The organism is Sunxiuqinia sp. sy24 (assembly GCF_052677165.1).
In genome coordinates this window covers 144799-166348 of record NZ_JBQYLH010000006.1, presented here as the reverse complement: position 1 = coordinate 166348, position 21550 = coordinate 144799, and the positions used below count along the sequence as shown (strand labels likewise).

The following is a 21550-nucleotide window of genomic DNA, read 5'->3' as shown; positions in this document are numbered from 1 at the left end:
TTGTCTAAACATACTCTATGAGAAAATATAAATTATTTAGCGTTATTAAATCTGTATCAGATATTCAAAATGTAAAAGTGAAGAAAATATTTTTTTTACTTATTTTATCATTCGGTATCCTGTCAGGAAAAGCAGGTGATATACCGAAAACAATACCAGCTGTTCAACACTGGAAAAGTTATAAAGGACAATTGGAGTTGGTTTCTCCAAGAATTATCATAAATGAGAATTATTCAGAAGAACTGCTTCCGATTGCCAATATATTAAGTAGTGAATGGCAATTGATAACCGGCCGGAAAATAACAATAGAGAAAGGTAACCGGAAATTAGTGAAAGGCAACATCTACCTGACCACAGGTGATGCCAGTCTTTCGGCTGAGGGGTATACTTTGAATGTAAAGGACGGGATCGAAATTGAAGCAGCAGGGGTAACTGGAGTGTTCTACGGAACCCGTACTTTGTTGCAACTTGTAGTCCAGCACCAAACTGCAATACCTAAAGGTATGATTAAAGATTATCCGAAATACCCGGTGCGGTCCATTTTGTTGGATGTGGCTCGTAAATTCATTCCTTTTACCGAACTGAAAGACTGGATAACAGCATTAAGTTATTTTAAAATCAATGAAATACACCTTCATTTAAATGATAATTGTCATCCTTTTTACGGTGCTTTTAGGGTTGAGATGAAAACCATCAAGGGATTGACATCAACCGATGGGTATTATACACAGCAAGAAATAAGGGAACTCCAGGATTATGCAAAAGCTCGGGGTATTTCCATTGTCCCCGAAATAGATTCTCCCGGACATTCGAGATCTTTTACTACGGTTCGCCCGGATCTGGCACATCCTCAACTGGGTGGCAATTATCTGGATATTACGAAAGAGGATTCCTACCGTTTTGTGGAAAAAGTTTTTGATGAGATTGTCCCTCTTTTTGATGCTGAAGATTTTCACATTGGCACCGATGAATATCGTTTAAACCTCATAAAAGATGAGCAGGAAAAAGCCATACTTGGTGAGAAATTCAGACAATACATCAATCACTTTAATCAATACATCCGAGCTAAAGGGAAAACGGTGCGTATTTGGTCGGGATACGAAAATATGCCAGGCACAACCGAGCCCGATAAATCGATTGTGATCGACATGTGGGAAACTTCCGATGCTTTGAATAAATCAAAAGCAGGCTACCAGTTTATTAACTCTACTCACCTTTGGACCTATATTGTACCTGGTGCACCTTATTATGGTGTGAACAACAAATTCTTATATGAAGAATGGACACCGCTAAGGTTTTCAAAGAAACCCGAAGGTACTCTAAGCCCAAAAGATAAGGGCCTGTTAGGAGGTAAATTTCATGTGTGGAACGATAAAGGACCTACTGGTTACACAACCAACGAAATTGCCCGTCTGACTATGCCAACCGTTTTGGTAATGGCTGAAAAACTATGGGGGACAAAAGGATCCTCTGATTATGAAAAATTTACCCAACGTGCTAAAAGGGTATTGCCCGGAGCTGATGCTTTCGAAATGCTTTTGGTCAGTCACGATTCACACAGTGCTGAAAATGTGTTGTGTGGACAAGTCCCGGGAACCCATTTTTTGAAACGTCAAGCCGCCACGCTAAAGCCAAATGTTTGGCAATATAATGAGCCTTCTCATTTTATTGCCAACACTTTTTACCCACTTCATCTCGGAGCTGAGAACCTTGAATATCCATGGACAGCGACTTTTACGGTCACCCGTTTTACCGATGTAAACGAACGATGGGAAAAAAGACCTTCTGGACATGAAGCGTTATTATCGTCCAAACTTGGAACTCTTTTTCTGGATTATACCTGGGATGTACGTGATGAAAAAACAAAGCTTACCATTGATCGCAAGAAGGGTGTAGCTATTGTGCGTGCCAATTCAGGGCAGGCTCCAACTCCTGAAAGTCATGTGTTGGCCAATATCGAGGTATTTAACTATCAAGTGCCACTAAACCAAAAGGTGAAACTGACATTTGTCGGGTATCAGAATAAAACAGAGCTTTATGTGGACGGGAAGCTGGTAGATTCAATCAAAAAGCAAATGGTATGCCCCTTGACAAATCTTGGAGGAGATGAATATACTCCTTCCTTTCATGGTATATTGCATGAAGCTGCAATCTACGATTATGCTGCCCCTGTTAAATAAATATCAAAATCGAATAATATTATGCGTTTTACACTTATTCTATCGTTTTTATGTCTGCTGTTTATCAGTTCACAAAATATACTTGCCGGACCTAAAGGTCGCGGTATTTCATTTTATATTGCTCCTGATGGGAGTGACGAAAATCCGGGGACAATTAAAAAGCCCTTTGCTACTTTTGAACGGGCACAAGAAGCCGTGCGCGCCGTTGACAAGAAAGGTGACGTGATCGTATATGTCAGGGGAGGAAAGTATGCATTAAAACATACTGTTGAGTTTGATTCCAGAGATTCCGGGGCAGGAGATGGCAAAATTATTTTCCAGGCGTATGAAGGTGAAATTCCTATTATTTCAGGAGGAGAACGAGTAACGGATTGGACCTTCCACGATACAGCTCAGAATATCTATAAAGCTTATGTGGGAAGTCGCGATTTCCGACAGTTGTATGTGAATGGTGATGGAGCCATTCGTGCACGCTACCCTAATAAAGAATCGGATACTACATTTGGCCCTTATTTAAGACTAAAAGGAGCCGATGTAAAACAGCAGCAATACAAAATACCTTTGGAGGACTGGAATATTGTGAAAGAGGTGACAAACCTGCATGCCCTTGAACTGGTGGCTCAACCCCATTGGATTCATCACAATGCCCGCTATGAAAGCCACGTCATTGATGGCGATCAGGTAGCGATCATACCGGCTGCCTCTGAACGGCTTTCCTGCTTTAATAAGGGAGCCGGTTATTTCAACAATGCGGCTTATCATTTTGAAAATGCATTGGAACTGATTGATGCGGATGGCGAGTGGTACCTCGACAGGGATGAAGGAATGCTTTATTACAAGGCTCCCAAAGGAATGGATATGATTCGAGCCAATATTGAAATACCGGTTTTGGAAGTTTTGTTTTCTGTGGTTGGCAAGCCAACAAATCAGGTGAATAATCTTGAATTCAGGGGGCTGACTTTTGAGTGCACCAACTGGTTAAGTCCATCTGAAGTGGGATTATCGGCGACTCAGTTTGTACAACCGTATTCCCAGTTCAATAACAGAACTTATGGTAATCGAATGTATCCGCAGGCGGCCATAAAAGTTATGCACGCTAATAAATTGGCTATTCGTAATAGTGTTATCCGGAATACGGGAGCTCATGGTATTCAGTTCTTCCAAAATGTGGATGACGCAGATATCGAGGGAAATGTAATTACGAATATCGGTGCCAATGGCATCGAATTGGATGCACATGGAAATATGAATGCTAAAGACGATGAGTTAAGCAGTTGCACAGCAATATGGAACAATAAAATTTCCCGATGTGGAAGAAGTTATTCCAATGGAGGAGGTATATTGGCGCATAATGTTAGTGGTTTGGTTATTGAGTGTAATGAGGTTTTTGATATGCCGTATAGTGGAATGCAGATCGGTGATCAGCCTGGTGGATATAATGATACCGGATGTCATAGCAACATGATTCGTTACAATCATGTGCACCATTGCATGCAGTTGCACGATGATGGCGGTGGAATCTACACATTGGGAGGAAACCAGCGAGGAACCATTATTGCCGAGAATTATTTACACCATATAAACCGCAGTAAATGGGCGGGCAACTGGCATGTAGATGCTATTTATCTGGATAATTACACCCAGTTTATTGAGGTGAAAAACAATGTGGTTCACAATGCCAAAGTTGGTGGATCTCATAATCATTCCAGAAATAATCCGTTTACTAATAATGGTCCAATTACCGAAGACAATAAAGGAGTTGTTGAAAATGCAGGAGTGAAGAAAGGGTATAATCCACGTCACTAGAAGCCTCAGCGTGAATTTATATTGAATGTAAAATATTTACAAATAACTATCTAGCCATGAGAGTCATTTTATTATCATTATTAAGTTTCTTTTTGGCTTGCACCCCGTCGTTGGTTTCCAGTCAGTCAAAAAAGATATATGTATCGCTCAATGGAACGGATGTCGGCACCGGTACCAAAGCATCTCCTTTTACATCGCTAAACAAAGCCTTGGAGGTTTTAAAAGATAAGGCAGGTAATGAGCAGGTGGAAATATTGATCCGAGGTGGACATTACGAATTGAGCGAGCCCTTGGAGTTTACATCCGGTATGTCGGGAAGAAAGGAAGCGCCGGTTGTGATTCGTGCTAACGGTAAAGAATCGGTAACGATAAGTGGAGGAAGGGCTATTACCTCATGGCGTAACGAAGGAGATAATCACTGGATTGCTGATCTGCCTGAAGTGAAAAAGGGAAACTGGTATTTTCGTCAGCTTTTTGCCGGAGATCAGCGGTTGACACGTGCCAGAATTCCCAATGCAGGCTTTTTGAAAACCGCCGGACCTCTTTCAAAATATAAGGAAACAATCAGGAAATATACTTGGGATGCCAAGATGAAACAGGAAGATCTGCTAAATTATTGGGGAAGTCGTTGCGGATTTCGTTTTAAGGATGGTGATATTAAGGAGTGGAATAACTGGGAGGAAGCTGAGATTCTTACCTACCATAGCTGGGAAAGCTCATGGCAGACGATCCGAGAGATAGATAGTGATAAAAAGGATGTGCATTTCAATTCTCCCTGCCGTTATCCGGTGGGAACATTTGGAGGTCATATGCGCTATCGTATTGAAAATATTCCGGAGGCATTGGATATGCCCGGCGAATGGTATCTTGATGGAAAAAAGGGCGAATTGCACTACCTGGCTCAAACTGGAGAGGATCCTCGTGAAATGAATATACACGCCCCCTATCTGACTTCTATTCTTGCGTTAAAAGGATCAAATGAAAATTTGGTTGAGTTTATTGAATTTAGGAATATCAATTTTAAATATGCTGCCTATGAGTTGGGTATTTATGATATAGCCCCCAACTGGCCGGAGGAGATTAAAAAAGGACTTCCTGAATTCCCTGATCATCCACGTCCGGGTTATACCGATTCGCAAGCATCTCCTCGCTGTGGTCAAGGCGTTTTTCTGGAGTACAGTAAGAATATTCGCTTCGAGAAGTGTCGGTTTAACCATTTTGGATCAAATGCTGTGACGATCGGAAAAGGTAGCCGTGAAGTCGTGTTTAATGGTTGCGAGATGTTCGATATGGGCGGCGGTGGCATTTATATTGGTTTCCCAATCAGGGAGGTCGATAAAGCAGGTGTCCCTAAATCGGATGCTCCATCTAACAATACAATCTCGAACTGCTTCATTCATTCGGCGGGTAAAGTACATCCGGCTGCTGTTGGAGTATGGATTGCTCAGAGTTATAACAATACAATATTTCATAATGAGATAAGTGATATCAGTTATACCGGTGTAAGTACTGGTTGGACTTGGGGTGGCGGGTTTAACTATACAAAATCGAATCGGATTGCTAACAATTACATTCATCATGTAGCCCAATACCTCGGTGATGCAGCCGGAATTTACTCTTTGGGGAATTGTGAAGGCACCGCCTATTATGAGAATTACATGGATCAGATTGCCAAAGGAGATGGCGTACATGGAGTGGTTGATGCCATGGGATTTGATGAGCACAGCAACAATATCAGGATTGAAAGAAATGTTGTTGGGAAAATCAGCGGAAAGGTAGCCAGCTTCAATAAAAACAAACCGGAAGATCACAAGTGGATAGATAACAATTTCAACCTGATGGTAGAACGTCCTGTGCTGGAACATAAACCCGGCATGGAGGCTTCGGAGATGACCGTTGTCGTTGACTTCGAGATGGTAAGTGGATTCTTGAATTTACAGGGATGGACTGAACAACGTTGGGTAATGTCCAAAAACGGAGGACAAAATGATGACGGGTATATCGGCCTAGTTGTTGAAGGAAAACGGATTACCGGAATCATGAACATCGGAGGCGGAAAAGCAGGACGCTTTGCCATTACTTCAGAAGATGTACTCATAGACGATGCCATCAATAGGGCTGGCCTTTCCTATGATGGGGAAAAAATGGAGCTTTCCTTAAATGGGAAAGCGATCGGTGAAAGAAGCATTAATCGAAAAAGAAAAACCGGGAACGGAAAGATGACGATTGCTCCAATTAGGGCCAACTCATTGCGAAATGGTGTGGAAAAGCTTAGGGTGTATTCAACAGCTCTATCGGTTAAAGAAACCGATAGAGAGGAGAATGCAACGTCATTTGCTTGGGAAGCTCCGGATAAGAAGATTGCAGATTTGAACTTCAATCAAATCATCGAAAGGTCAGGACCGCAAAAGAAATACTATAAATTCTTAAAGCATACAAAAGAAAAACAGACTAATTTTTAAAACAATGAGACAAAGTAAAAATATCCTAATCTGTTTGTTGATCTTTCTATTTGTAGGGTTCAATACAGTTAAGAGTTGGGCTCAGAGTAGTAAGGCAACAATTGAATTCTTTGTAGCTCCTGATGGTAATGACCTAAATGCCGGTACCAAGGAAGAACCTTTGGCGACACTGACGGGTGCCAGGGATGCTGTTCGGGCCTATAAACGAGAGAATGAACTTAGCTCATCCATTGTAGTTGTTATTCGTGGTGGCAAGTATGAAATGACAGAACCATTGGTTTTGCTACCCGCAGATGGAGGGACTTCACAATATCCGATAATTTATAAAGCAGAAGAGGGGAGCACTCCTGTTTTTAGTGGAGGTAAAAAGATTATGGGATTTACTGTGAATAATAATGGCGTTTGGGAGGTAAGAGTGCCTGAGTGTAAGTACTACAACTGGCGCTTCGATCAGTTGTATGTCAATGGGAAAAGAGCAGTACTGGCCCGCACTCCGAATAAGGGATTTTTGAAAATTGGAAATGTAAAGCAGAATATCTGGGATAGAGGAACAGGCCGTGTGGCTGAAAAAGCAGAACAGGTGCTTTCATTCGATAAGGAAAATTTCTTGCCACTTCAGGACATTAGAGATGAAGAGATAGAAAATGTACGCTTTAGAGCATACCACAAGTGGGATTTTACCTTGCGGTTTATGGATAGAATAGATCGGGATAGTGCCCGGATTTATACATCGGGACACGGAATGAAACCTTGGAATCCATTATTTAAAGGGGGACGTATTGTTTTTGAAAACTATGCTGCAGCATTGGATGAAGCCGGAGAGTGGTATTTGAATGAGAAAGGAACGCTGCATTACATGCCTCTACCCGGAGAAACCCCCGAAAATACAGAGATCGTAGCTCCGGCACTGGAAAATATTATCTCTGTTGTAGGCGATGCAAAAAACAATAATTTGGTGGAGAACATCCGTTTCGAGGGGCTTGCTTTTAGTCATTGTCATTATAGAATGCCCCGTACCGGTTCTGAACCCAATCAGGCAGCCGCGTTGATTAATGCCGCTGTCATGCTTGAAGGGGCAAGAAATATCACATTTACCAATTGCGAAATATCCCAAACCGGGCAGCATGCTTTATGGTTCGGAAAAGGATGTAGCGACAGTGAGGTAGAACATTGTTACCTGAATGACCTGGGAGGAGGTGGTGTTTACCTCGGATATTTTGCTCCTCAAGAGGGTGAAGAGCACACTGAAAATATTCGTTTGCACAACAATATCATTCAAACCGGAGGGCAAGAATTTCCATCTGCTGTTGGCGTGTGGATTGGTCATAGTTCCGATAATGAGGTGTCTCGTAACGATATTGGAAATTTTTATTACTCCGGAGTCTCTGTTGGATGGATATGGGGTTATGCTGGAAGCAAGGCCAAAAGAAACCAAATCACGCACAACAATATCCATCACATTGGATGGGCGTTGCTAAGTGATATGGCTGCTGTTTATACCTTAGGGAAATCAGAAGGGACGGTAATTAGCAACAATATTGTACACCATGTGCACGCCTATTCGTATGGTGGCTGGGGACTTTATACCGATGAGGGTTCCTCAGATATCATTATGGAAAATAATTTGGTATACAGTACAAAAACGGGAGGTTTTCATCAGCATTATGGTGAAAATAATATCATTCGAAACAATATTTTTGCTTTTGCTAAATTGTATCAGTTGCAATGTACGCGTGTAGAAAAACATCGTTCGTTTAACTTTGAGAATAATATTGTTGTTTTCGATGAAGGGGTCGTGTTGAAAGGTGCATGGGAGAACATTGACATCCAGATGGATAATAACCTCTATTGGAATACGGCAGGAGATCGCTATTTTTTTAATGGCAAGTCCTTTGCTGAATGGCAAAAAACTGGTCATGACGCCAACAGTATTATTGCTGACCCGCATTTCAAAGATGCTGCTAATTATAATTTTAATCTACGAAATAAGCGGAATGTAAAGCGTATCGGATTTAAACCGTTTGATTATGGTTCGGCCGGGGTTTATGGCGATGCTGCATGGCTTGCAAAAGCAAAATTGCCAGTGTCAATCATTCATGCCTTTGATAAAGAAGTTGAACAAAATATGACGACAAAATAGTAAGTGAATTTTCGCTTGAGTTTTTCTGTTTTTCATTCGTTAGTCCAGCCTATCGGTTGGCTTTAGAAAGCAGATTCCGCAAGTAGTGAGGGTGATGGCCGGATGTTTAGTCAGGGCATCTCCTCATAACAGCTATTGGAGATAGCGTGTTTACATGAGCTATCGATATATAACAAAGACACTGAGTTGTATGTAGTATTACTTCGGGAAAGTATAATATAGTTACAGTTGTTTTATTTTAATCCCTTTAAGTGCTGAAATATAGATCTTTATTTCCTTGAAGAGATTTTATTTAATAATGAGATAAAATTAGATGACTATCCATAAACTTCAAAAAAATGATATAAAAGCATTGGAAGACCTTTATGATAATCTTTATGAAAGGTTATATCTTTTTCTTATTCGTATTTCGAAGAGTCATGAAGTTTCAGAGGATATCATACAATCTACTTTTATAAAAGTTTGGGATAACCGTAAAAAACTTTCAACCGAAAAACCTTTAGATGCACAGGTATTTGTTATTGCCCGGAATCTCTTGCTTAATTACATTAAACGACAGGGCATTGAACAACAGGTGATTAGTAGTCTGACTGCTGTGGGGGCTGAAGTGAAAGATGGTATGCAGGAGGTTTATTGTCATGAAATTCAAGACATTTATGAAAATACCATTAACCAACTTCCCAAAAAGCGAAAAGAAATATATAAGCTTAGATACTTGAAAGGATTTTCGAATAAAGAAATAGCTGAGAAACTGGACATTTCACCCAATACAGTAGAGAATCATTTGTCACAGGCAAATGGTTTTATACGCAAAAGGATGGATTTCTTGAAACAATCGTCCGGCTTCAGTTTTTTACTGTTCTGTTTCATTAAAAATTTAAATAGGTTTCTGTAGTATATCCATCTCAACGGAAAATTACCCTCAAAGTTATTTAACTCTCTTTTCCATCGATAAAGAAGTTCTTTCAGTGCCTAACTCATCAGTAACTGCAATTTCGTTAGTATTGCCCCTTCCGCAGGGAAGTATTACTGCTTCTTGCTTGAATTCCTAGTCGTGTTTTTTTTCTCATCCAATTAATAATTGTATTTCAGTATAAATACTGCGTCACGTACCGTGTAGTCAAATTTAGTAACTCCACACAGAATCTGAAGGATAGGGCTGTCTAAAAAAAAAAATGGATCTTTTCGCGAAGCAGAGTAGTGGATTTGATACGGCTTGTTTGTATATAATACAGTTAAGAGCAATTTGTTTATGGACAAGAAAAAGAATAGAAACAGAAAACTACTTGAAAAGTTGTTAGACAGAGAGTGGGAGAAATTGAATAAGGAGAGAATCTATTTGCCAACACTCAACAGTGAAGAATTAAAGCAGAAAATAAAAAGAAAAATAGAATCCAAAAAGACGAAACAATTTTATATAGGGAAAAGCTTGAGAATTGCAGCTTCGATTATTGTAATAAGTTCGTTATCGACCTTCTTGTATTATATCTATTCTCCAAAACCTGTGACAGAGGTTCAAGCTCCAATAAATGAGCAAATTGTTGAGATTTATGCCAGGCCGGGAACCAGGAAGAAAATTGTTCTTCCTGATGGTACAAGGGTTCATTTAAATAATGCCTCAACTCTTCGTTTTCCAAAAGAATTTGGAAAAGTTTCAAGATTGGTAGAGTTAGATGGTGAAGCTTTCTTTGACGTAAAACGAGATATTAATTACCCTTTTGTGGTTAACTCTAACGGGCTTTCCACTAGGGTTCTGGGTACTTCTTTTAATATATGTTCTTATCCCGGTGAAAATACGGTTGTTACGGTTGAAACGGGAAAGGTAAGTGTGAAGCCGACAGAATTTCCTCAAAAACAAGTGTTTCTCACTCCGGGGAAACAGGCAATTTATGATGCAAACAATGACACTGTTGCTAGAAGAAATGCAGATATAACAGAGTATTTAGCATGGAGATATAGAATCCTGAACTTCAACAATATTACCCTTGGCGAAGCTGCAAAGAAAATGGAGCGTTGGTATAATGTGAAAATTTTGTTTGAAGATGAAAAGCTTAAAAATGATATTATCCAAGGAAGTTATAAAAATGAAAGATTGGAAAATGTGCTTAAAAGTTTTGAATTCATTCATAAGCTTAAAGTACAAATGAAAGAAAATAATGAAGTGATAGTAATAAGTAACTAAATAGAATTGTCTATGAGAAAAACCTAACCTAAAACAGAACTTACGAAAAAAAAACCGGATTTGCACCAACAAATCCGGCAAATTTAACTTAACTCGCTAAAAATCAAGTTTAAACAAACAAAAGTATGAAATTTAAATTATTAAAACAATTATTGTTTGTGTCGCGACAAATACTATTTATTCTTATTGTGCAGACATTAGCCATGCAGCTGATGTTTGCCAATGAAACACGGAGCCAGAACATGTCTGCAGTACATGTTTCTGCTGAGTTTAAGAATGCTCACCTGCTGCATGTTTTTAAAGAGCTGGAAGAACGAACCGATTTTAAGTTTGCATATGATGAATTTGTAATGGAATATGCGCAAAAATTTTCTGGCAAGTATGAGAATGAAAGTTTGCAGGATATTCTGGAAGACATATCAGAAAGGGCTGGTGTTAAATTTCATCGTATAAACGAAACCATTTCAGTGGCAACACAGAATAGCAGACAGCCAGTGGTTATTCAAGCTCAGGAACAGTCTGTATCAGGTAAAATTACTGATGCATCAGGTGCACCGCTCCCCGGAGTAACTGTTATGGTGGTTGGTAGTACTCGAGGAGTAATCACCGATCCTGATGGTAATTACGAAATTATGGTTAAGCCAACTGATAAATTACTTATCTCTTTTATTGGAATGGAACCGCAGGAGATTGAAGTAAATGGAAGAGCAAGGATTAACGTTGTGCTTCAGGAAAAAACGGAAGAATTGGAGGATGTCACTGTGGTGGCGTTTGGTAAGCAAAAGAAGGAGAGTGTGTTAGCGTCTATTGAGACGGTTAATGTTGACGAGCTTAAAGTTCCTTCTTCAAACCTTACAACTGCTTTAGCTGGGCGTATGTCAGGTGTTATTTCTTATCAAAGAAGCGGAGAGCCCGGACAGGATAATGCGGAATTTTTTGTGCGTGGTGTAACTTCATTTGGAGTAGGAAAGAAAGATCCACTTATTTTAATTGATAATGTAGAGCTGACCTCGAATGACCTTGCCAGATTAAATCCGGATGATATTGCCAGCTTTTCTATAATGAAAGATGCAACGGCAACGGCACTCTATGGCGCTCGTGGTGCTAACGGTGTAATTCTTGTAACTACTAAAGAGGGAAAAGAGGGTAAAGCCAAAGTATCTGTAAGATTCGAAAATTCTATCTCTATGCCAACAAAAGATATAGAATTTGCCGACCCGATAACATATATGCAGCTTCACAATGAGGCAGTTCTTACTCGTAATCCTTTGGGAGCCGTGCCCTATTCACAAGATAAAATATTGAATACCATTGCTGGAACAAATCCCTATGTTTATCCTGCCACGGATTGGCAAAGCGAGTTATTGAAAGACTATGCTATTAATCAGCGAGTTAATCTTAATCTCAGTGGGGGAGGGAGAGTGGCAAGGTACTATATAGCAGGTGCTTTTTCTCAAGATAACGGAATACTGAATGTTGACAACCGAAATAATTTTAATAATAATATTGACCTTAAAAAGTATCTTTTACGCTCAAATATCAATATCAATGTCACAAAGACAACAAGGGCAAAAGTTAGACTGCATGGAACTTTTGATGGTTACACCGGTCCGATAGACGGAGGCTCCGGATTGTATGGAAAGATAATGCGGACAAATCCGGTATTGTTTCCTGCTGTTTATGAACCCGATGCTGCTAATGAATATACACGTCATACTCTTTTTGGTAATTATGGAGAGGAGGCAAGATATCTAAACCCTTATGCTGATCTTGTTAAAGGATATAAAGATTACAGCAGATCAATGATGATGGTTCAGTTTGAGCTAGAACAGGATTTGGATTTTATTACAAAAGGACTACGAGTAAGAGCTTTAGGGCACATTAACCGGTATTCGTATTTTGATGTTTCAAGAAGCTATGATCCTTATTATTATGGAATTGGTTTTTATGATCGTGTAGAAAACACATATACTTTAGAGCAATTGAAAGAAGGAAGAGAATCTCTAGATTATAGCGAAGGTCCTAAGGAAGTTACGGCTAATTCATATTTAGAGACAGTTCTTCAGTATGATCGAAAATTTGATGAAGTACATGGTGTTAGTGGTTTGTTGGTTTACACTGCAAGGGAATCATTAGCTGGTAATGCAGGCGATCTGCAGCAGTCGTTGCCATCAAGAAATATGGGACTATCAGGGCGTTTTACATATTCATATGATAGTCGCTATTTTGGAGAATTCAATTTTGGTTATAACGGCTCTGAACGTTTTGACAAAAGAAATCGTTTTGGCTTTTTCCCATCGGCAGGATTCGGATGGATAGTATCAAATGAAAATTTTTGGAATCCTGTTAAAGATGTAATTTCGCTTTTAAAACTGAAAGCTACTTATGGACTTACTGGGAATGATGCTATTGGTAGTGCAAGAGACCGATTTTTTTATCTTTCAAATGTAAATATAAATGACAGTAGTAGAGGATATACGTTTGGGACTAATGCGACCTACTCGCGTAACGGTATATCAATTTCCCGTTATGAAGATCCTGATATTAGCTGGGAAACATCATACAAAACCAATTTGGGTATTGAGTTAGGTCTGTTTGAGAATAGCCTGACTATTCATACCGATATTTTTAGAGATAAGCGGACTAATATTTTGATGACGCGAAGCTCCATTCCCACTTCCATGGGGCTGCAGGCTAGCTTAAGAGCAAATGTCGGAGAGGCGATATCGGAGGGGTTAGACGTTTCGTTAGACTTTAATAAGGTCATCGATCAAAACTTTTGGATTGCAGCGCGTGGAAATTTCACATATGCCACAAGTGAATTTCTGGTTTATGAGGAACCTGATTATATTGATGCCGGGACTCCTTGGCGTTCAAAGGAAGGACATAAGTTAGGGCAACAATGGGGACTCGTTGCAGAGCGTCTTTTTGTTGATGACGAAGAAGTCGCCAATTCTCCGGTTCAGACATTTGGAGAATATGGGGCAGGAGATATTAAATACAGAGACATAAATAGAGATGGAGTAATTGATGAGCGTGATATGGTGCCAATAGGGTATCCAACTACACCAGAAATTATATATGGCTTTGGAGTCTCAATGGGGTATAAGGCCTGGGATCTGTCTGCATTTTTTCAGGGGAGTGCTAGGTCATCCTTCTGGATTAGTTCTAAAAATACATCTCCTTTTATTGACATTAACCCAAGCAATAACACTATTGAGAACAATGCTTTACTAATGGTTTATGCAAACGATCATTGGTCTGAAGACAATAGAAATATACATGCATTATGGCCTCGCCTGTCAGATTACGAGATTACAAATAACACGCAGGCAAGTACTTGGTTTATGAGGGATGGCAGCTTTTTAAGACTTAAAAGTTTGGAGTTTGGATACTCAGTTCCGCCTAAGCGTATCAGCAGAGTAGGACTAGAGCGACTAAGGTTTTATTTTAGCGGAACCAACCTGCTAACATTTAGCAATTTCAAACTGTGGGACCCTGAAATGGCAGGAAACGGACTGGGATACCCTATCCAGCAAGTGTTTAACCTCGGTATTCAAGTTTCATTTTAAATATTGTAAGTGATGAGAAATATACTATTAATAGTTTTGTTTTTTTGGAGTGTATCTTGCAGCGATTATCTCGATGTAGTACCCGATAATATTGCTACTATTGATGATGCTTTTATAGATAGAAGCAATGCGGAACGGTTTTTATTTACCTGTTACTCTTATTTGCCTAATGCTGTTAATCATAGTACTAATCCAGCCTTGATTGGTGGTGATGAGCTTTGGTTGCCACGACTAGCTCCAAGTCCTTTAAGGTATGGAAATGTTAATGCCTGGAGAATTGCCAGGGGAGAACAGAACATAAACAGCCCATATTTGAATTATTGGGATGGGGGGAATAATGGAACTAACTTGTTTATTGCCATTCGGGATTGTAATATATTCCTTGAGAATATTGATACCCCCCGCGATTTAGATGACTATGAGAAAAACAGGTGGATTGCAGAGGTGAAGTTTTTAAAAGCTTATTATCATTTCTATTTAATGCGTATGTACGGTCCAATTCCGATCGTTAGAGAGAACAAGCCTGTATCATCTTCTGTCGAAGAAGTTAGAGTTTATCGTGAGCCTGTTGCTGACGTGGTAGAATATATTGCTGAATTATTGGATGAGGCTGCACCACACTTACCCTTACAAATACAGTCAAAAGTATCAGAGATGGGAAGAATAACCCAACCTATAGCCCTTTCATTAAAGGCACAGGCATATTTGTTGGCAGCCAGTCCTTTGTTTAATGGTAATCGAGACTTTTCTGTAATTGATAAAAGAGGTGTGCAGTTATTTGCACAAGATGAAAATCCCGATTTGTGGGTAAAAGCGGCTGAGTATGCATTAGATGCAATAGAATCGGCAGAAGAGGCTGGGCATTCCTTGCATTATTTTGACAATAAGGGAATTGGGCTAAGTGATTCTACGATGATCAAGATGAATTACCGGGGAGCCGTAACTGAAAAGTGGAATGATGAAATAATATGGGGATCAATGAACAGTATGTCTAGTTTTTTGTCAGAGGTGTGGCCATCGAATAGCTTGTGGATTTCCAATTATTACGCGGCTGGAACTATCCAACCAACGCTCAGGATGGCAGAATTATTTTATTCTGATAATGGAATTCCTATTGAAGAGGATCCCTCTTGGGACTATACCAATCGTTACGAAACTGTTGTTGCTGATGAGAGGGATAAATTTTATATAAAGCCAGGAGCTGAGGTTCACAAACTAAACTTAAATAGAGAGCCTCGTTATCATGCTTCAATTATTTTTGATAAATCTCGCGGTTATGGTTTTGGCAGAATAGGTGATGATAATATGGTCGATTTTGACACAAGAATCGAATGGTGGTCTGGTACGAAACAAGGAACTTATTCAGGGTATTATGTGAAAAAATTGATACACTATGGGAGTGAAGCAAGAAATAGCAATGCGTCTGGTTCTTTAGTTTTTGAAAGGTATTTTATGCCCATACTAAGGCTTGCTGATCTTTATCTGATGTATGCTGAAGCATTAAATGAAGTAGAAGGTCCTGTTGCTGATGTTCATTACTATGTGAATGAAGTTCGAAAACGTTCGGGATTGGATGCGATTAATATCAGTTGGGCAAAATCAAACTATCCATCAAAGCCTGAAAGCAAAGAGGGCATGCGTGAAATTATTCGTAGAGAAAGATTAATTGAGCTTTCTTTTGAAGGTCACCGATTTTGGGATTTAAGACGTTGGAAGCTAGCAACCCAATATATGAATCAACCTATATTGGGTTGGAGATATTATAAAGATAATAATGACCTTTCTATTGATACGCAGTTTGAACCCTCGTTTACGCGCAAAGACTATCTGTGGCCGATAAAGCAGAGCAGTGTTTTTTCCAACACTAATCTGGAACAAAATCCGGGGTGGTAATTTGTAGATATTGTTGTACTTAAATGAATTTAGTGAAATGAAACGGATAAAAAATAAAATTTTACAAATAGCTGCGGTGGCAACTTGCTTAATGTCAATTATATCTTGCGAAGAGGCGCCTATAGGTCAAATGCCGGTTGATAAAATTCCTCCGGGAATGGTTAGTAATCCGATGGTGGAGAATATAAATGGAGGAGCAAAGATAACCTATGAACTCCCTTTAGACCAAGATTTACTTAGTGTAAAAGCAATTTACACTCTCAACGGCGGAATAAAAGAAAACAGTTCGTCAGTATACAAAAACCATGTTGTAGTGGCAGGTTTTGGTGACACTGAAGAACGAGTAATAAAGCTGATATGCGTTGATCGAAGCGGTAATGAATCAGAACCGGTTAGCGTAAGTATTAAGCCTTTAACACCACCGATTGAGTTAGTCGGAGAAACTTTTGAGATTCAGGAAGACTTCGGAGGTATACGTGTTAATTGGGAAAATGAGTTTAATCTTGATATTGCGGTTACTGTATTAATAAGGGACACTTTTGGTATTTGGGTTCCTGATCCTTATGGAACATTTTATAGCAACTTAAGTCATAATTCCGAATCTGTACGCGGTTATTCATCTGATGAAAGAGAATTCGCTGTTTATGCAAGAGACAGATGGGGCAATTATTCAGATACGATTGCAGGAGTATTTACACCTTGGTATGAGGAGGAGATTAGTAAGGAGAATTTTAGAGCATTGTATCTGGTGGATGATAAGCCAGTTGATAAGTATGGATGGGTGATGCCTCGGTTGTGGGATGGAGTAATATCAGGAAATAATGGGATACATGGATATTACGAATATGGGTTACCTATTCCTTTTACTTTTGATTTAGGAGGTATTACCAAATTAAGTCGTTTTACACTATACCCAAGAAACGGTACAGAGTGGGCATGGACAGAAGGTGCTGCTTTGAATTTTGAAATTTGGGGAGCCGAAGAGTTTGTAGACGATGGGAATTATGGAGAAGGTAGCGGATGGACCAAACTAACAACTGTTCAATTTGAAAAGCCTTCTGGGTTACCATATGGAGAAGTATCTAATGAGGATCTTGAAGTATGGAGTTCTACAGGTCTGCAAGCTGATTTTCCTTTGGATGCTCCTCCTTCAAGATATTTGCGGATTGTTGTGTTAGACTCACATCCTGTTTGGAGCGAAATTTTTATTTATGGAGAACCCAGAGAGTAAAAAAAAATTAGTAAAAAATGTATAAAATGAACACGAATAACAACTGGTGGATGCTTTTGAAGCAGAACCTATATAATCTGTTATCAATTTTATTGAAAGGTAATCAGTAAGTTGTTTGTTTAAGTCTTATACAATCGCATTTAAATTAATAGCATATGTTTATGAAATTGGAATATTTTATATTAGGAGTCTTGTTATTTCTGGTTAGTTGTTCAAAAATGAATGACTTGCATCAGGAATATTTGGATCAGGGCGAGATAATCTATCCTGGGAAAGCAGATTCAGTTCAGCTTATTTCCGGAAATCAAAGGGTATTGTTAAAGTGGCAAACAAATGCCGATCCTAAGCTGAGAGAGTGTCTTATCTATTGGAACAACAGAGCCGATTCCCTAGTTGTTTCTCTAGAGAAAGGAGTGTACAAATGGGAGGCAATCATAGAAGATCTTGAAGAAGGTGACTATTTGTTTGAATTAATCAATTATGATGCTGAAGGCAATAATTCTATAGTTAGTGAGCAATCAGGGTATGTGTATGGAGAGAAATATAGAAATAGGTTACAAAATCGCCTTGTGTCTATATCAATTGACCAAGACGGTTCAGAACTCGGAGCGTTAAATTTTCATTGGCAGATGGTTGGAGTTGACGATGGCGTTATTTTAAACTATATTAATGGCAATGATGAAGCTGTAACAGTATCGATTCCAGCCGATGTCGAACATACCATAATTACCGATTGGAAGCCAAAGTCAGTGTTTAGTTATTCTACCTTATATATGCCGGAGGAAGATGCGTTGGATACGTTTGCGGCTAATCCTGTAAGTGTTGAATTCCCTAGTGCTCCCGCTTGGAGTGCCTACAACTCTATTGCTCAGACAATACCTGGAACCATTGATGGGGTTTATTTTGATGTAGGAGGGAATGGTGCCGGCTATTATGATTCTACCTCTGGTAACAGCGGAGATGCCGTCATTCGAGACGAGGAGGATGTTGATGTCGGAAATGCAGTGTCGGGATGGCCTTACATTATAGGATGGATTGCTAATGGTGAGTGGTTGAATTATACGGTAGATGTTTTAGAAACTGCCACTTATGAAGTTGACCTTGCCTATGTGAATAATGGAGGAAATGTTGGAGGAGCTTTTGTTGTATCATTTGATGGCATGGATAAAGAGCTCAGATTATGGGGACCAAAAACCAGTGGAGGCTCAAGAGATGTCGAAATTACTGAAACCGGTCAGACAATAGAATTGCAGGAAGGTAGATATACAATGAAAGTTACAATGGATAATCCCGGAATGAATTTATCGGCTTTTATTTTTAAGAAAGTAACAGAATGAGATTTATATAAAAAGCTTGATTTAAGCGATCTGGAATGACATAGTAAAAGCAAATAGCTACGGTTTAACATAAGAAAGAGGCTGTCCTAAAAGTAAATAGGGCAGCCTCTTTTCGTGGTTGTTTGGTTTGAGATGTAAATATCGTATCATAAAATAGTGGGATTATACTTGATTGGAGACTTGTATAATGATAGTTTTGAATGTGTGAAATTAGACTGTGAAAGGAAAAGCTTCACTAGAGAATTGTATTTGCTAATAAATCCAAGGTTAAGATTACTACTTAGGTGTGTGCTTTGGATTTTAGTCCCTGTTTTTACATGGATACTTCAAGGAGGACGAGCCTAGGGATGAAAATCAATTGGAGAATGAACATCTCTTATCGACTATGGAATGTGAAAAATTGAGGTGTTTTTTGGTCTGGTTCTTTTGACGACACAGGTTTTGAGCTTGCTGAGGTTTTTTCCTGGATAGATATGGGAGGCTTTAAGTGGCTAAAAGTGCAATAACCCAGCAGAGTGGTCTTGTGTTGCTTTTTAGCTTGTTGTTTGATGTTGTGAAGAATTGATTAAGATCATATTTTTTATTAAAATAGATATTGGATAAATGGAACAAAATATGTTTAGTTTAGAAGGAAAAGTAGCAGTAGTCACCGGAGGTGGTGGCGTGTTGGGAGGTAATATTTGTAAAAGCCTTGTTGGAGCAGGGGTTAAAGTAGCCGTTTTGGATATCCGCCAGGAGCAGTTGGATGCGCGGGTTGAAGAGTTGAAACAATTAGGAGGAGAAGTTGCCGGATTTATTGGTAATGTGTTGGATAAGGAAAACCTGGAGCTTGCAAGTCAGCAAATACTTCAAAAGTGGGGGCGAATTGATATCTTGGTAAATACCGCTGGAGGTAATATCCCAGGAGCAACCCTGGATGAGGATCAAACGTTTTTCGATATGAAGATGGAAGATTTTCAGAAAGTGACTGATCTGAATATGAATGGATCTGTTCTGCCAAGTATGGTGTTCGGCAAGTCAATGGCTACCCAGAAAAGTGGAAGTATCATCAATATCTCATCCATGGCTACTTATTCAGCTATTACGCGGGTGCCGGGTTACTCAGTGGCTAAAACAGGAATCAATATTTTCACCCAGTGGCTAGCTTCAGAAATGGCATTGAAATTTGGAGAGAAGATACGAGTAAATGCCATCGCTCCGGGGTTCTTTATTGGTGATCAGAATAGAAAGGTTCTGCTAAATGAGGACGGTTCATTGACTGAAAGAAGTGAAAAGGTTATTGCACGCACCCCAATGAGGCGTTTTGGTAGCATCGATGAACTCAATGGAGCTGTACAGTTTTTGTGTTCTGATGCTGCTAGTTTTATTACTGGAGTGATATTGCCGGTAGATGGTGGATTTACAGCTTTTAGTGGGGTTTAGAAGCGTGGTTTTCAGTCTGTAAATTAGTTGGAACTGAAACCTTCGATCTAGAATATGTAAAAAAGATAGAAATTATGCTTGAAAAAACGTGGCGTTGGTTTGGGGGAAATGATCAAATATCACTAGGTGAAATTCGTCAGATTGGAGTCGAAGGGATTGTTACTGCCTTGCACCATATTCCCAATGGGGAAGTTTGGAGTTGCGAGGAAATCCTAAAAGTAAAAAAGAATATTGAACAGCACGGGATGCGCTGGTCGGTAGTGGAGAGTCTGCCGGTGCATGAAGAGATCAAGTGGGGTGGACCACGGCGTGACCAATTGATTGAGAATTATAAGCAAAGTATTTTCAACTTGGGACAGTGTGGTATCGATACGGTTTGCTACAACTTTATGCCTGTCATTGATTGGATCAGAACTGACTTGAACCATCAACTTGAAGGTGGCGGGGAGTCGTTGTTTTTCAATTTTGTGGACTTTATTGTATTTGATCGTTTTATCCTTGATCGGATAGGAGCTGATGAGGACTATTCTGCAGAGCTCGTGGAGCAGGCTCGTGAGCGGGTGCAGCACATGAGCAATGGTGACAAGGATCGGTTGATAGATACTATTATCATTAAAACGCAGGGGTTTATCGATGGAATAACGGCAGAAGATCCTCAGCAGGCAGTCGCGCTTTTTAAAGAATTACTCAAACAGTATGATGGAATTGATGAAAAAGCGCTGCGCTTTAATCTTAAATATTTTTTAGATGCCATTATTCCAGCGGCAGAGCAGGCTGGAATCAAGCTGTGTATTCATCCGGACGATCCTCCAATGAAAGTTCTGGGATTACCTCGGATTGTTAGTTCGCTTAGTGATATCCAGTGGATATTGAATGCAGTGGATCATCCGGCCAATGGGCTTACATTTTGTGCTGGTTCATTGAGTGCGGGGGCGCATAACGATTTGACATCAATTGTAAATGCCACTGCTGAGAGAATTCATTTTATACATCTTCGCAGCACGGAACGATGCGAGGGGGGGGATTTTTATGAGGCTGAACACTTGAAGGGGAGTGTCGACATGCCAGCTATCGTGAAAGAGTTGCTGATGGAACAAGATAGGAGGAAATCTGCCGGTCTGGTCAACTGGAGAATGCCTATGCGTGTAGATCATGGACATAAACTGTTGACAGATTACAAGAAGACCTACAACCCTGGTTATCCATTAATAGGGCGCCTTAAAGGCCTTGCTGAGATTGATGGATTGCAACATGGCATTGCGGCGATGCTTTGGTATAAGGAATAAAAATAGCATCGCTAAAGTTCAGGAATCCAGTAGAATAAA

12 protein-coding genes are annotated in these 21550 nt (G+C 39.7%); all 12 read left to right on the top strand.

The window, feature by feature from the left end:
* Positions 1–17 precede the first annotated feature (17 nt).
* The 12 genes from ACUNWA_RS07505 (at position 18) to uxuA (ending at position 21511) form a co-directional block, all read left to right on the top strand.
* Positions 18–2180, top strand: a complete 2163-nt coding sequence (locus ACUNWA_RS07505; RefSeq protein WP_445591276.1) for a family 20 glycosylhydrolase — start codon at positions 18–20, stop codon at positions 2178–2180.
* 21 nt (positions 2181–2201) lie between these two features.
* A complete protein-coding gene (locus ACUNWA_RS07500) occupies positions 2202–3986 on the top strand; it encodes a right-handed parallel beta-helix repeat-containing protein (RefSeq protein ID WP_445591275.1) in 1785 nt (594 codons plus the stop codon).
* Positions 3987–4042: 56 nt separating this feature from the next.
* Positions 4043–6448 (top strand): right-handed parallel beta-helix repeat-containing protein, encoded by a 2406-nt coding sequence (locus ACUNWA_RS07495; protein ID WP_445591274.1) that lies wholly within the window; start codon positions 4043–4045, stop codon positions 6446–6448.
* A gap of 4 nt (positions 6449–6452) precedes the next feature.
* Positions 6453–8588 (top strand): right-handed parallel beta-helix repeat-containing protein, encoded by a 2136-nt coding sequence (locus tag ACUNWA_RS07490; RefSeq protein WP_445591273.1) that lies wholly within the window; start codon positions 6453–6455, stop codon positions 8586–8588.
* A 313-nt stretch (positions 8589–8901) separates the two neighbouring features.
* Complete coding sequence (locus ACUNWA_RS07485; RefSeq protein ID WP_445591272.1) at positions 8902–9483, top strand: RNA polymerase sigma-70 factor; 582 nt, start codon at positions 8902–8904, stop codon at positions 9481–9483.
* Between the two features lie 357 nt (positions 9484–9840).
* On the top strand, positions 9841–10770 hold the full coding sequence (locus ACUNWA_RS07480) for a FecR family protein (RefSeq protein WP_445591271.1): 930 nt from the start codon (positions 9841–9843) through the stop codon (positions 10768–10770).
* Positions 10771–10895: 125 nt separating this feature from the next.
* Positions 10896–14342, top strand: coding sequence for a SusC/RagA family TonB-linked outer membrane protein (locus tag ACUNWA_RS07475; RefSeq protein ID WP_445591270.1), 3447 nt, complete (start codon positions 10896–10898; stop codon positions 14340–14342).
* Between the two features lie 12 nt (positions 14343–14354).
* Positions 14355–16235: a RagB/SusD family nutrient uptake outer membrane protein gene (locus tag ACUNWA_RS07470; RefSeq protein WP_445591269.1), complete on the top strand. Its 1881-nt coding sequence runs from the start codon at positions 14355–14357 to the stop codon at positions 16233–16235.
* 37 nt (positions 16236–16272) lie between these two features.
* Positions 16273–17466: a DUF4959 domain-containing protein gene (locus tag ACUNWA_RS07465; RefSeq protein WP_445591268.1), complete on the top strand. Its 1194-nt coding sequence runs from the start codon at positions 16273–16275 to the stop codon at positions 17464–17466.
* 155 nt (positions 17467–17621) lie between these two features.
* Complete coding sequence (locus tag ACUNWA_RS07460; RefSeq protein WP_445591267.1) at positions 17622–18803, top strand: DUF4998 domain-containing protein; 1182 nt, start codon at positions 17622–17624, stop codon at positions 18801–18803.
* Between the two features lie 603 nt (positions 18804–19406).
* Complete coding sequence (locus ACUNWA_RS07455) at positions 19407–20225, top strand: SDR family oxidoreductase (RefSeq protein ID WP_445591266.1); 819 nt, start codon at positions 19407–19409, stop codon at positions 20223–20225.
* Positions 20226–20299: 74 nt separating this feature from the next.
* Entirely contained in the window at positions 20300–21511 is a 1212-nt protein-coding gene (gene uxuA / locus ACUNWA_RS07450; RefSeq protein WP_445591265.1) for a mannonate dehydratase, read from the top strand.
* The last annotated feature ends 39 nt before the right edge of the window (positions 21512–21550 follow it).